Annotated in this window: 14 protein-coding genes; 5 read left to right on the plus strand and 9 right to left on the minus strand. The window is 64.0% G+C overall.

Going from position 1 to position 12198, the window contains the following annotated elements; translation table 11 throughout:
• Window positions 1-28: 28 nt before the first annotated feature.
• The 5 genes from BLT42_RS09690 to BLT42_RS09710 all read right to left on the minus strand — a co-directional run bounded on the left by BLT42_RS09690 (window position 29) and on the right by BLT42_RS09710 (window position 3800).
• Window positions 29-349 (minus strand): hypothetical protein, encoded by a 321-nt coding sequence (locus BLT42_RS09690; RefSeq protein WP_091770178.1) that lies wholly within the window; start codon window positions 347-349, stop codon window positions 29-31.
• Complete coding sequence (locus BLT42_RS09695; RefSeq protein WP_091770180.1) at window positions 339-878, minus strand: RNA polymerase sigma factor; 540 nt, start codon at window positions 876-878, stop codon at window positions 339-341. The genes BLT42_RS09690 and BLT42_RS09695 overlap by 11 nt, the downstream gene beginning before the upstream one ends.
• Window positions 878-1291, minus strand: a complete 414-nt coding sequence (locus BLT42_RS09700; protein WP_091770182.1) for a hypothetical protein — start codon at window positions 1289-1291, stop codon at window positions 878-880. The genes BLT42_RS09695 and BLT42_RS09700 overlap by 1 nt, the downstream gene beginning before the upstream one ends.
• A gap of 101 nt (window positions 1292-1392) precedes the next feature.
• Window positions 1393-2241: a redoxin domain-containing protein gene (locus tag BLT42_RS09705; protein WP_091770184.1), complete on the minus strand. Its 849-nt coding sequence runs from the start codon at window positions 2239-2241 to the stop codon at window positions 1393-1395.
• Between the two features lie 71 nt (window positions 2242-2312).
• A complete protein-coding gene (locus tag BLT42_RS09710) occupies window positions 2313-3800 on the minus strand; it encodes an alpha/beta fold hydrolase (RefSeq protein WP_233342421.1) in 1488 nt (495 codons plus the stop codon).
• Window positions 3801-3941: 141 nt separating this feature from the next.
• Between BLT42_RS09710 and BLT42_RS09715 the strand changes: the two genes are divergently transcribed.
• Both BLT42_RS09715 and BLT42_RS09720 read left to right on the plus strand, forming a co-directional pair.
• On the plus strand, window positions 3942-5474 hold the full coding sequence (locus BLT42_RS09715; RefSeq protein ID WP_091770188.1) for a LytTR family DNA-binding domain-containing protein: 1533 nt from the start codon (window positions 3942-3944) through the stop codon (window positions 5472-5474).
• Window positions 5475-5545: 71 nt separating this feature from the next.
• Window positions 5546-6511, plus strand: coding sequence for an alpha/beta fold hydrolase (locus BLT42_RS09720; RefSeq protein WP_091770190.1), 966 nt, complete (start codon window positions 5546-5548; stop codon window positions 6509-6511).
• A gap of 18 nt (window positions 6512-6529) precedes the next feature.
• On the opposite strand, the gene BLT42_RS09725 is transcribed toward BLT42_RS09720, so the two are convergent.
• Window positions 6530-6751, minus strand: coding sequence for a SlyX family protein (locus BLT42_RS09725; RefSeq protein WP_176780322.1), 222 nt, complete (start codon window positions 6749-6751; stop codon window positions 6530-6532).
• A gap of 106 nt (window positions 6752-6857) precedes the next feature.
• Here BLT42_RS09725 and BLT42_RS09730 point away from each other — a divergent pair, with 106 nt between their 5' ends.
• Window positions 6858-7223, plus strand: a complete 366-nt coding sequence (locus BLT42_RS09730; RefSeq protein ID WP_091770194.1) for a hypothetical protein — start codon at window positions 6858-6860, stop codon at window positions 7221-7223.
• On the opposite strand, the gene BLT42_RS09735 is transcribed toward BLT42_RS09730, so the two are convergent.
• From BLT42_RS09735 to guaA, 3 genes are all read right to left on the minus strand, one after another.
• Window positions 7220-7813 carry a 2-hydroxychromene-2-carboxylate isomerase gene (locus tag BLT42_RS09735; protein WP_091770196.1) on the minus strand — a complete coding sequence of 198 codons (594 nt, stop codon included), beginning with the start codon at window positions 7811-7813 and terminating at the stop codon, window positions 7220-7222. The genes BLT42_RS09730 and BLT42_RS09735 overlap by 4 nt on opposite strands.
• Complete coding sequence (locus BLT42_RS09740) at window positions 7810-8553, minus strand: SDR family NAD(P)-dependent oxidoreductase (RefSeq protein ID WP_091770198.1); 744 nt, start codon at window positions 8551-8553, stop codon at window positions 7810-7812. Before BLT42_RS09740 ends, BLT42_RS09735 begins: the two co-directional genes overlap by 4 nt.
• A 64-nt stretch (window positions 8554-8617) precedes the next feature.
• The gene (guaA, locus tag BLT42_RS09745) at window positions 8618-10177 is read right to left on the minus strand and encodes a glutamine-hydrolyzing GMP synthase (RefSeq protein ID WP_091770200.1); all 1560 of its coding nucleotides are present in this window, start codon (window positions 10175-10177) and stop codon (window positions 8618-8620) included.
• Between the two features lie 347 nt (window positions 10178-10524).
• On the opposite strand from guaA, the gene BLT42_RS09750 reads away from it, so the two are divergent.
• Both BLT42_RS09750 and BLT42_RS09755 read left to right on the plus strand, forming a co-directional pair.
• Window positions 10525-11325, plus strand: coding sequence for a sulfotransferase family protein (locus BLT42_RS09750; RefSeq protein ID WP_091770202.1), 801 nt, complete (start codon window positions 10525-10527; stop codon window positions 11323-11325).
• A complete protein-coding gene (locus tag BLT42_RS09755; protein WP_091770204.1) occupies window positions 11318-12136 on the plus strand; it encodes a sulfotransferase family protein in 819 nt (272 codons plus the stop codon). Before BLT42_RS09750 ends, BLT42_RS09755 begins: the two co-directional genes overlap by 8 nt.
• Window positions 12137-12198 lie beyond the last annotated feature (62 nt).

The following is a 12198-nucleotide window of genomic DNA, read 5'->3' on the forward strand; positions in this document are numbered from 1 at the left end:
ACGGAAAACCTGCAAAACGATCCGCCGGCTAGAGCAGTCGCTGGACCCAGGCCGGCAAGGGCACGGTGCGCGTCGCCAGATAATAGCCCGCCAGCGCCAGCAGTCCGGTCGCCGCGAGCATCAAGACGGCCTGCCCGAATGATGCCGGCAGGTTCAGCACCAGAATCACGAGAATGGGGCGAAGCAGCAGGAGCGCGACAAACACGACGAGACCGGCCAGCGCGGCGCGTGCCAATCCCAGGTGCAGCCGGCGTTGGGCAATGCGCTGCATGGTGGCGGCGCGGAAAGCCTGATCGACAACCGGCGCCTCGCCAGCCTCGAAAAACGCCTTGAGCGGATCAGTGGTCATCTTCACGCACTCCCAATATCTCCACCAGCCGGGCCCGGCCGCGTGAGACATGTGATTTTACCGTACCAAGCGGCATTTCCAAAATTTGCGCCGCATCGGCATGCGACCAGTCGCCGGCGAGACACAAGGCGACTGCGGCGCGCTGGTCCGGCGGCAATTGTGCCAGCGCCTGCTGCATCGCAATATTCATTTCCGTACCGGGCTGGTCATGCCCGGGTCGCTCCTCCTGCCAGTCGGTCTCGCGCTGGCGGCTGCGCGACATCGACCGGGCCATGCCCTGGGCCCGCCGCCAGGCGATACCGAACAGCCAGGACCGGACACGTTCGGGTTTGTCCAGCGTGCGCAGCGATGTCCAGGCCGCCAGGAAAGTCTCCTGCGCCAGATCATCCGCATCGGCCTCATGCCGGCAGACACGGCGCAAGAAGCTGCGGACCGCCTGTTGATGGCGGTCCACAAGTCTTGCAAACGCATTGTCCGAGCCTGCCCGAGCCGCTGCGACCAGCGCGGCATCGGTCCCGTGCGCCGACATCAGCCGCCCTTGCGACCGCTCTTGAACATGGCCGAGACCAGAAAGGCGAAGGAGAGCACGCCCAAAATCATAGCGACGAAGTAGAGTTCCGTATCGACGCCGCCAATCCACCCGGTATAGCCGGTAAAGGCGAACACCCCGGCGAGACCGCCAAACAGAACGACCAGAAAGGCCCGGCCACCGCCGGAATGCCGCTCGCCATCATACCCCGTATCGTCATCGTCGGAGGTGTCCGGCGCGTCCAGGCTGGCAATCAATTCGGCCGGCGCCTCTTTACCCGCAGCCGCATAGGTCTTGATCAGATCGATCTTGGCCTGGGTCCGCTTGAAACGCATCAGGCTGCCCCAGCCGGCTCCGACAAACCAGAAGAGCGGGAAGAGGAGCCACCAATAGCTTTGAAACAGGTCAATCATAATCAGTCCTTTCGTGCCGTAGCGATCTTGCTTTCATAAACAGGTCGCCGCTGCGGCGTGATATGGATGCAAACCCTGTGCAGATTATTCCGCCTCTCGCATCACACCACGCCGTCGAAGACCGTCAGCAATTCGGCCGGTGTCGGCCGGACCCGGTAATTATCGGTCTCATGGGTCCACAGGATCCCGCCCCCCGCTGCAAGGGCAATCACGGTCGGCAAGACGGTCTCGGAGCGATAGCCCAGCAATTCCATCCCCAGCGGCAGGCCGGCCGGATTATCAATTCCGAGCAGGCGTCCTGCGGCATTGCCGGTGTCGGAATAGAATTCCAGCCCGTCCGGCCTGCCCCGGGCGAGCGCCCTCGTCTTGCCAACCGATTGCGGGGCGATGAAGGCGACCCGGATGCCGCGCTCCACAAAGGGTGAAATCCCGGCTGCCATCTCATTGACCTGCCCCATGCAGAGCGGACACCAATTGCCGCGAATGAAGATCAGCACGGCGGGAGTTTCGGTCAGGGCCCGGGAACTCACAACATCGCCCGCGCTGTCGAGCACCTCGAAGTCCGGCAAGGCATTACCCGCCGCAATCGCCGGGCTCGGCTTGCGGTTGAAGCGCGAATACCAGAAAACATAGATCAGGAAGCTGGCAAAACCCGCGAGCGCCCAATAGACCAGATCGCGTTCACCGCCGGCAAAATGCGCCTCCCAGGCGGCCAGCAACACGCCCGCGAGGCCCGCGGCGATGAAGAGCGGGAGATTGGCGCTGGTGCGGGCCATGCGGCGTGTCAGCATCGCGATCGACAGGATCACCACGATCGGCGCGACCGTGAGCAGCACACCCAGCCAGCCGATCCAGTGATGACCGGAGTCCAGGCCCTGTCCGGCCTTGATCACCAGGATGATTGCGCCGGTCAGATAGACCATCACATAGATGCGTTTGAGCGTATTCATGACCGCCTCCCCGTTTGCGTGACGCCAGCTCTAGCAGCTGGGGTCACGCAGGGGCAGTCACGAGCGGGTTATCAGCCCTGTTGGTCGAGCGGATTGGCAGTCATGTCCGGCAGATCGATGATGATTTCGCTGCTGGCTGCGGCCTCGCCGCGCATGAAGCGATGCATCGCCGCGGCGACCTCCGGCGTGGTCATGAAGAGATTATGCCCCGCATTGCGCACGATGATCTGCTCGACATGGCTCAGGCCAGAGACGGAAGCGGCCTGGGCGTCGGGATAGGTCCGCCCGTCCAGCGTCCCCGTGAGCAGCAGGACCGGCGTATCACCGTGGGGGCGCTCGCGGAATTCACCGCCAAGATCAAATCCGTCCCAGGCGCCCCGGATCTGCGGCATCGGGAAGTTGAGATAGCCACCGATCAGACCGGTTTCAGCCTGGCGTTCGAATTCAGCGAGGCGCTCATCATCGATCCCGGAGGCGAGATCCATCGCCGTCGACATCGCACTCAGTGTAATAGGCTCACCCATAGACCAGAAGCGCTGTAACAGCAGGACTGCCAGAGTGCTATGGCCAGCCTCCAGCTCGGTATAGAGCATCAAGAGCAGGGCCGCATATTGCGGGTCCGAGATCAGGCCCGATGAGAATTCCTGCAGATTGCGGCGCTGCAACAGGAAGGGCCGTGTTTCGCCATCCTCCTGCGGCACCTGCACCAGCATGGGCTCAGCCTCGAACCGGGCGTGCACACGTCGCATCAGGCCAGCGACATCGGGATAGAGGGCCCGCGCCGCCGGCTGGGTGTCGATGGCCGCCTGCAGACGCGCGAAATAACGATCGGTTTCGGCCGGCATCTTGACCGTCTGGTCGAGCCCTTCCGCGCTGGCCAGGATTACCCGGTCGAGCTGTTCGGGAATCTCCTTCAGCGCCGCCAGGGCGAGATGGCTGCCATAGGATATCCCCCACAGCGAAATCTGTTCGGCGCCGAGATGCTCCCGCAGCGCGGCCAGGTCCTGCACGCTCTCGCGCGTCGTATAGCCCGTGACGTCGACGCCCTGCTCGCGCCAGAACACACCACACTCTTCAACAGCACGCCGATAGGCCGCCGCGTATTCGGCATCGCTGACCCTTTGGGTCTCGGAGACTGGCTGCGAAGAGACGCAGCGCGGCAATTCGGTCGAACCGCCCGTGCCGCGCTGATCAAAGGCGATGACATCGCCATGCTGGCGCATCTCCTGGAACAGGGGGAAGCGTGGTCCGCGTGCCGTGCCGCTGCCCGAACCGCCCGGTCCGCCGGAGAGATAAACGATGGGCGAGCCCGGATTCTCGCCCGTCGCGGGAAAACGGATATAGCTCACCTCGATCATGCGGCTGGCCGGGTCGGCACGGTTTTCCGGCACAAGGACCGTCCCGTGAAAGGCCGCGACGCTGTCGCCGCTGCGCGCGGTGAACTCGATGGCATCCTCGCCATAGGCATTGGCGCCAGGCACTGATTGCGCGAAGACGGCGGGCGACAGCAAGATGGCACTCAGCGCCGTTGCCAGAATGGATTGCTTCCAGGACATCATGTTTCACTCCGTAACCTTGAGCCCCCCGGCTCGCACGCATCCTGCCTTCCAGGCACGCCCATGCACGCGCCAATCGGGCAATGGTCACTTCTGGCCGTTGAACGGCGGGACGTTCACGCGCCTGCGCGCTAGAGTGACGTCATGACACGCACGCCCCTCACCCTCCTCCTCGCCCTCCTTCTGCTGGCGCTGCCGGTCGGCTCGGCCGCGGCACAGCGTCTTGTTGCGCTGGGCGCGACATCGCTGCGGGTCTGCCCGACCCATGGCGCGGCCGGTTCGACACCCGATTTCACTGGCGAGGATTGCACCGACATCACGCTGAGCGAGCTTGATCCCCAGGGCCGGCAGGTCTGGGTCCGGGCCGAGATCGACTGGGACGGCGCGCAATGGCCACAGGATCGTCCGATCGGCCTCTTCATCTCCGGCAAGGCTGCAAGCACGGCCTGGCTCAATGGTCATGAGCTTGGCTCCAATGGTCGTCCGGGACCGGACCGGGCCACGGAAATTCCCGGCCGCATGGATTCCGTGCTCTATGTCCCGCGCGAGCGCCTGCGGCCCGGACGCAATGAACTGGTTCTGCTGATGTCGTCTCAGCATGGCTTTCTGGAGCTGGGCTGGCCGGTGCACTGGATCGGGCTGGAGCGCTACCAGCCCCCGACCAGCATGCTCGCGGCCGTCTATGCGCCCAGCCTGGTAACACTCGGCGTTCTGGTGCTGGGCTTCGTCTTCTTCGCCGCGATGGCGATCCGCGGCGGCGACCGGGAGGGCTCTGCCCTGATCAGTGCGATGTCCCTGATCGCCGTGGCGCAATTGCTGATCGAGACCAGTCGCGGCCTCTATGCCTATCCCTATCCGATGCATGATCTGCGTCTGGTGCTGATCGTCGCCTGCACCGCCGCCTTCGGGCTGACCCTGATCGCCTATCTCCTGCACCGCTTCTCCGGCCTCTCCCTGCGCGCGCGTCTCCTGCGTGGGCTTGCCGTCGGCGCCCTGCTCATAACCATCCTGCAAATGCATGCGGGCTATGATGCCAAGACTCTCTTCGCCTTTGAAACCACGATCCTGGCCGGCCTGGCCTGGTGCGGTGTCTGGGTCTGGCAGCGCAAGCCCGGCGCCCGCGCCCATCTCGCCGTGCTGGCGGGACTGGCCGCTCTGGCCGTGCTCTTCCCGGAACTCTTCATCGATCGCTATTTCTACCAGGCGATCGCCGGCCTTCTGCTCTTCCTGTTCGCACAGCAAGCCATTGCCCTGGTCAATGAACGCCGCATCCGCGCGCTGGAAGCCACCCGCGCCGACCGGCTCGAGATCGCGCTGAGCCAGGCACGCCAGAAGGACCACCCGGTCCAGATCGAACTCGTCAGCGCCGGCCGCACCGATTACATCGCGACCGACCGCATCGCCCAGCTCAAGGCGGCCGGTGATTATGTCGAAGTGCATTTCGAGAACGGCCAGACGTCGCTCTATACCGGCTCACTCTCCGGCCTCGAGGCGAGCCTGCCGCCGACCTTCCTGCGCGTCCACCGCTCCCATATCGTCAATACCGGCTATGTCAGCGCCCTGGAGCGCGATGCCTCCGGTGTCGGACGGCTGATCCTGTCGAACGGGATGGATGTTCCGATCAGCCGGCGGATCCTGCCAAAGGTGAGATCGGCGCTGGCTGACGCGGCACAATAGCGCGGCCATACGCCGCCTCACGCGACGAACGAATTGGGATATGATGGCCTCCGGCACGCCCGGAGGCTCCCATGCAACGCTGGCCGCACATGATTCCGCTTGCGATCATCACCCTCATCCTGCTCGCCCTCGTGGCAAGCTATGCGGCCTATGCGCGAGACATGCAGACGATCCGCGCGCGGCTGGCAGCGACCAGCATATTGATCCCGGGCCCGTCCGGGCCGGTGGAATACACAACCGGCGGAAGCGGTACCGCCGTGCTGGCCCTGCACGGTGCCGGTGGCGGATTCGACCAGGGCGCGCTGTTTGCCACCACCTTTGTCGGCGATGATTTCCACTGGATCGCCCCGTCACGCTTTGGCTATCTACGCTCCCCCCTGCCCGATGATGCCTCCACCGCGGCGCAGGCCGATGCCTTCGCCGCCCTGCTCGACGGGCTGGGCATTGAACGGGTGGCGATCATCGCGATATCCGGCGGCGTGCCCCCGGCGCTGCAATTCGCCGCGCGCTATCCCGATCGCACCTCGGCCCTGGTCCTGCTCTCCTCGGCACCACACACGCCCTATACGACAGAGCAGCAGGGCTTGCCGATCCCGGCCTGGCTCTACCAGGCCCTGTTCAGCTCGAACTTCCCCTATTGGGCCCTGAGCAAGACGGCCCGCCCGGCGCTGGAAGGCATTTTCGACGTCACGCCGGAACTGCGTAGCGGCATGAGCGAAGAAGAGCGCGTCTTTCTCGCCGGGATGGTGGATCTGTTTCAGCCCGTCACCCAGCGCCTTGACGGCGTGCGCAATGAAGGCGCGGCGATTGATCCGGCAGCGCAATACGATCTTGGCGCCATCACGGCACCGACCCTGATCATCCACAGCCGCGATGACGGCCTCAATCCGTTCGAGATCGCACAAGGTCTCGCGCGCGAGATTGCCGGCGCCGAACTTGTCCCGCTCGAGAGCGGCGGTCATTTGATGCTCGGCCATCACGACGATGTCCGCGCGCGGGTCAGTGGCTTTCTGACGGCGCATACTGGCGGCGCGTGAGGGGCCGGGTGGCCGGGCCTACCAATGCGGCGGCGGACGATTCTCCGGCGCGGGGCCTTGGGCCTCGACGGCATGGATACGGTCGAGGAACTGGTTGAGCCGCGCCTTGATCAGGTCGAACTCGGTGCGCTGGTCATTCATGACCTCGGAGAGTTCCTGCAGCATCTGGTCCTGATGCGCGATGTGGGCTTCGAGCTCATCGATACGCTCGATCAACGGGTCTGGCAGCTCATCGCTCATGGCCTGCTCCTCTACATCACGGATTGCACACAACCGGTGGTGCAATCGTCTTGCCTGCGGTCTTGCCTGCTCTATGCTGCATGCTGGTTCAGGGGGCGAGGATGTCATGCAGCTGAAATCAATCAACGGCAAGCTGACGTTGGGCAGTGCCTACAAATTATTCGTGGTCAGCTGGTATATCGGCTGGACCAGCATCTTCGTGATTATCGGGGGCATCGGCCTGCTGGCCATGCTCGTCAGCGGCCAGGCCACGATAAACGGCGAAGTCGTCGAAGGTGCTGGACCGGTCGCCGCGCAATTATTGCCAATGCTGGCGCTCTTCCCGATCATCATCATATTCCACGCCTTCGTGTTCAGCGGCCTGCTCCTGCTGGGATTGATCATCTACCGTATCTGGCGCCCGGTGCAGATCACCGACTACCAGCCGGCGGTCAAGAATGCTGTGCCGACCAACACGGCCAGCCAGGACTAGAGCGTCTCCAGCCGGTCCTTGCCGAAATAGAGCTCGCCGCCGACGATGAAGCTGGGAATGCCGAACACGCCCTGGTCGACCGCCAATTGCGTATTCGCCATCAGCTGCGCCTTGACCTCCGGCGTCTGGATCGCGGCCAGCAGGCGTTCCGCTGGCAGGCCGGCCTCGGTCAGCGTGGCGCGCAAGACATCCGCATCGTCGAGCTTGCGCGGCTTCTCCCACATGAAGTGGAACATCGCCTCGACATAGGCCTCCAGCACGCCCTCCGCTTCCGCCGCGACCGCACCGCGCATCAGGGCCAGCGTATTGACCGGGAAATGCGGATTGAAGTTGAAGTGTTGGAGATCATGGCGGGCGATGAAGCGCTCGATTTCCTTGTATTCATAGGCCAGCTTGGCCGGCACCCCGGCGAAGGCGATCATCGGCGCCTGATTGCCGGTCGATTTGAAAATCCCGCCGAGCAGCACCGGCACATGGCGAAATTTCAGACCCGTGCGTGCCTCGACACCCGGCAGGATGCGATGCGCGAAATAGGCATTGGGGCTGGCAAAGTCGAAATAGAAGACCGGGCCGTTTGTTGAATCGCTCACCAGTTTTCTCCATAGGGCCGAAGGTCAAGTTCATGGGTCCAGGCATCGCGTGATTGGCGATGCAGCATGAGGTAGGTCTCGGCAATCGAGGCCGGGTCCATCAGCGTGTCCGGCGGCATGGCGGCCAGAGCCTCGGCGCCCTTCGCCTGGGCGATGCGCTCACGCACCCAGGCCGTATCGACGCCGGCATCAATCACGAGATGGGCGACGTGCAGGCCCTGCGGTCCCAATTCGCGCGCCATGGATTGCGCCAGCGAGCGCAGCCCGGCCTTGGCCGCCCCGAAGGCCGCATAACCCTTGCCGCCGCGCATCGAGGCCGTAGCCCCCGTAAAGAAGATAGACCCCGCCCCGCGCGGCAACATGATCCGCGCCGCCTCACGCCCGGTCAGGAAGCCCGCCTTGCAGGCCATGTCCCACACCTTGGAGAAAACACGCTCCGAGGTCTCCAGCAGCGGGAATTGCACATTGGCGCCGACATTGAAGATCACCGCCTCGAGCGGCGCTGAGGCTTCGGCCGCGTCGAGAAAGGCCGTCACGGATTTCTCGTCGCGCGCATCCAGCGAATGGCCAGTGAAACGCCCGCCCCCCGCCTCGATCTCCTGCCCCACCGGTGCCAGCATCTCGCCGCGCCGCCGCCCGCCATGGACATGATACCCCTCGGCGGCAAAACGCCGGGCAATGGCGGCGCCGATGAAATCACCGGCGCCGACGATGGCGATGCTGGCATTGCGCTGGGTCATGCTGGGCTCCCGGTCTGTTCGCATTCGAGAGCGCGCCTGGACGCCCGAACGGGGCGCTAGCCCCCTACTCCCACTCAATCGTCCCCGGCGGCTTGCTGGTCACATCATAAACCACGCGATTAATCCCGCGGCATTCATTGATGATGCGGGTGGCCACTCGCCCGAGGAAATCATGCTCGAACGGGTAGTAATCCGCCGTCATGCCGTCGACCGAGGTCACGGCGCGCAGGGCCAGCACGGCGTCATAGGTGCGCTCATCGCCCATCACGCCGACGGTGTTGACCGGCAACAGGACCGAGAAGGCCTGCCAGATGACGTCATAGAGGCCGGCCTTCTTGATCTCCTCGATATAGATCGCATCGGCCTTGCGCAGGATATCGGCCTTCTCCTTGGAGACGGCGCCGGGAATGCGGATGCCCAGGCCTGGTCCCGGGAAGGGATGGCGTTTGACGAAGGCTTCCGGCAGGCCGAGCTCACGGCCCAGCGCGCGCACTTCGTCCTTGAACAGCTCGCGCAAGGGCTCGACCAACTGCATCTTCATGCGCGCCGGCAGACCGCCGACATTATGGTGCGATTTGATGGTGACCGAAGGTCCGCCATCGAAGCTGACGCTTTCGATCACATCGGGATAGAGCGTGCCCTGGGCGAGGAAATCGGCGCCGCCGGCCTCCTTCGCCTTCTCGTCGAACACGTCGATGAAGAGGCCGCCAATGATCTTGCGCTTCTTCTCCGGATCCTCGACGCCCTTGAGCGCGGTGAGGAACAAGTCCTCGGCCTGGGCGTGGACGAGCGGGATATTGTAATGCTCGCGGAACAGGTCAACGACCTCATCGGCCTCGCCCAGACGCATCAGGCCGGTATCGACAAAGACGCAGATCAGCTGGTCGCCAATCGCTTCGTGCAGCAGCACGGCCGCCACGGAGCTGTCGACACCGCCTGACAGGCCGCACAATACCCGCTTGTCGCCAACCTGGGCGCGGATCTTGGTGATCGCCTCGTCCTTGAAACTCGCCATGGACCAGTCGCCACGGAAACCGGCGATCTGATGGGTGAAATTCTTGAGCAGCTCGGCCCCGCGCGGCGTGTGCACGACTTCGGGGTGGAATTGCACCGCATAGAATTTGCGCGCTTCGTCGGCAATCGCCGCATAGGGGGCATTGCCCGAAGTGGCGACGACATGGAAACCGTCCGGCAGGGCGCTGACGCGGTCGCCATGGCTCATCCAGACGCGTTCTTCATGGCCAATGGGGCCAAAGCCGGCAAACAGCGGGCTATCGGCGACGAGCTTGATATCGGCGCGGCCGAACTCGCGCTCTTCCGATGCCTCGACGCGGCCGCCGAGCTGGGCGCACATGGTCTGCTCGCCATAGCAAATCCCCAGAACCGGGATACCGCGTGTGAAGACCGATGGATCAGCTTTCGGCGAATTATCCCAATGGGTCGAATGGGGCGAACCCGACAGGATGATCGCCTTGGGGTCGTAAGCGTCGATAAAGGCCTTGTCGGCGCGGTTATAGGGATGGACTTCGCAGAAGACGCCGCTCTCGCGCAAACGCCGCGCGATCAGCTGGGTGACCTGGCTGCCAAAGTCGATGATGAGGGCTTTTTCGTGTTGATCAGTCATGCGCTCTCATTCCCGCAGGCGCGGGCTTTCCGGGGACGAAATGTGGGGGTTATGGCCGAGCTCGATTTCAGCATGGCGCCGGATAGCGCGAGTCAGCCGCGATGGCCAGCAAGGAATCCGGTTTTGACGCCGATCCGGACCGCATCCGCCACCGGACCCCGGCAATCAAGGCGCAATCCAGTCTCAAATCGGGCAAAAATGAGGCGAGCCGGGGGATTGAGGCGGCGCCCGTCCCGCGCCCCAAGAAATTCGCCATCTCTTTGTAATGTATTGCTGTTCCGTAACCTTCCCGTAAGTGTCAAACCATGTGCGCCAAGGCTAGATGAGCGGAGCGGGAGGTATGGGACATGCAGCAGATTATCGGCCAGGCTCCGATCTTTATCGGTGGCGCACCGCGCTCGGGTACGACGCTCTTGCGCGCCATCGTCAATACGTCGAAAGGCATTGTCTGCGGCCCGGAATCCCGAGTCGTACCGGCGCTGGCCGCCCTGTCCACACAGGTGGAACAGATGCACATGCCGGTGCTCGAACAGCAATACGGACTCGATGCTGACGCCTTGCACCAGAAATTTGCCACCAGCATCAATGGGTTTCTTGCACCATTGCAGGCGCGCGCCGGCCGCCGCATCGCCGAGAAAACGCCGGCAAATGTACTGCATTTCAGCCAGTTGCGCCGCCTTTTCCCGGCCAGCCCGCTCGTCGGAATCATTCGTGACGGCCGCGATGTCGTCGCCTCACTGCTTTCAATGGACTGGCCGGATGCCCGGACCGGTCGCCCCATGGCCGTCACACGTGATGCCGCAGCCGCCGCGCGTCTTTGGGTCGCCAGCATCGAAGCCGGCACGGCAATGCGCGAGGACGGGAATTATTTCGAACTGCGCTATGAATCGCTGGTGCGCTATCCCCGTGACACGATTGCCGGCCTGTTCGGTTTCCTCGGCGAGGATGCGCAGGCCGTCGAAGCGGCACTCGATCATGCGCGCAGTTTCAATCCGGCCTCGGGTCGCAATGAGGCCAGCAATGACCGCGTTGCCCAACCCATCGACACGCAATCCATCGGCCGCTGGCGTGGGCAACTCAACGCACAGCAATACGCCACTGTCATGCAGATCGCCGGCCCGGCCCTGTCGCAGCTGGGATATGTCTGAGGCCGCGAGCGGAGCGGGCTTCGTCTTTCTCGGCGGTTGCCCGCGTTCCGGCCTGACCGTGATGCGCCGGCTTCTGGCTGGACACTCGCGAATCCATTGCGGACCCGATACCGGCCTGCCCGTGGCGATCGCCATGCAGTGGGAGAATTTCACCACCCAGCTCGGTGATCTGCACCGGGATGATTTCGGCCTTGAGGCAGAGCAGGTGCGCGCCAATATGGCCGAACTGCTGACCGGGCTGATCGGCGAACCCATCCACGGGCGGCCAGGTCACCGGCTGGTGGAAAAGACCAGTCTCAACATCCTCGCCTTCGAACGCCTGGGCCGCTTGCTGCCTGAGGCGCGCTTCGTTCATATCGTGCGCGATGGCCGCGATGTCGCCGCCTCACTGCTGAAACGCGACTGGCGCGGCCCCGATACCCGTCCCTTCGCGCATGTGAGCCAGCCAGCAGCGGCGCTGAAATACTGGAACGATCTCACCGGGATCGGCCTGCAGGCGGAAACCGCCCTGGGCCCCGGCCGCGTCCTGCGCCTGCGCTATGAGGATGTGGTGAAAAAGCCCAAGCGGAGTATGACGGCCCTGCTGCGCTTCCTGGGGCTCGAATACGAGCCGGCAACGCTCAATTATGCCGGCAATCCGATCGAATGGATCGGACTGGAGCGCGAGAGCCTGCCGCTGCTCGATGCCCCCGTCTGCATCGACAGGATCGGCGCCGGGCGTGAGCTGGACGGGTTGATGAATGAGGCCGGTCGGGAAAGATTGCGGGCACTGGGCTATCGGGCAGCGGCCGCTTCTCGCACACGGCACTAGCCCCGCGCAATCCTTCCCGGCTTCGCGTCGCCCGCGGAATACTTGGCGCAGAGCGAAAACTT

It is taken from the genome of Maricaulis salignorans (assembly GCF_900103475.1).
In the GTDB taxonomy this organism is placed as follows: Bacteria; Pseudomonadota; Alphaproteobacteria; order Caulobacterales; family Maricaulaceae; genus Maricaulis; species Maricaulis salignorans.

Bases quoted from the DNA above. Each gene is read 5' to 3' on its own strand.
- BLT42_RS09750 (WP_091770202.1), top strand. From the start codon at position 10,525: ATGCAGCAGATTATCGGCCAGGCTCCGATCTTTATCGGTGGCGCACCG.
- BLT42_RS09720 (WP_091770190.1), top strand. From the start codon at position 5,546: ATGCAACGCTGGCCGCACATGATTCCGCTTGCGATCATCACCCTCATC.
- BLT42_RS09755 (WP_091770204.1), top strand. From the start codon at position 11,318: ATGTCTGAGGCCGCGAGCGGAGCGGGCTTCGTCTTTCTCGGCGGTTGC.
- BLT42_RS09715 (WP_091770188.1), top strand. From the start codon at position 3,942: ATGACACGCACGCCCCTCACCCTCCTCCTCGCCCTCCTTCTGCTGGCG.
- BLT42_RS09740 (WP_091770198.1), bottom strand. From the start codon at position 8,553: ATGACCCAGCGCAATGCCAGCATCGCCATCGTCGGCGCCGGTGATTTC.
- BLT42_RS09730 (WP_091770194.1), top strand. From the start codon at position 6,858: ATGCAGCTGAAATCAATCAACGGCAAGCTGACGTTGGGCAGTGCCTAC.
- BLT42_RS09710 (WP_233342421.1), bottom strand. From the start codon at position 3,800: ATGATGTCCTGGAAGCAATCCATTCTGGCAACGGCGCTGAGTGCCATC.
- BLT42_RS09700 (WP_091770182.1), bottom strand. From the start codon at position 1,291: ATGATTGACCTGTTTCAAAGCTATTGGTGGCTCCTCTTCCCGCTCTTC.
- BLT42_RS09725 (WP_176780322.1), bottom strand. From the start codon at position 6,751: ATGAGCGATGAGCTGCCAGACCCGTTGATCGAGCGTATCGATGAGCTC.
- BLT42_RS09705 (WP_091770184.1), bottom strand. From the start codon at position 2,241: ATGAATACGCTCAAACGCATCTATGTGATGGTCTATCTGACCGGCGCA.
- BLT42_RS09690 (WP_091770178.1), bottom strand. From the start codon at position 349: ATGACCACTGATCCGCTCAAGGCGTTTTTCGAGGCTGGCGAGGCGCCG.
- BLT42_RS09695 (WP_091770180.1), bottom strand. From the start codon at position 878: ATGTCGGCGCACGGGACCGATGCCGCGCTGGTCGCAGCGGCTCGGGCA.
- guaA (WP_091770200.1), bottom strand. From the start codon at position 10,177: ATGACTGATCAACACGAAAAAGCCCTCATCATCGACTTTGGCAGCCAG.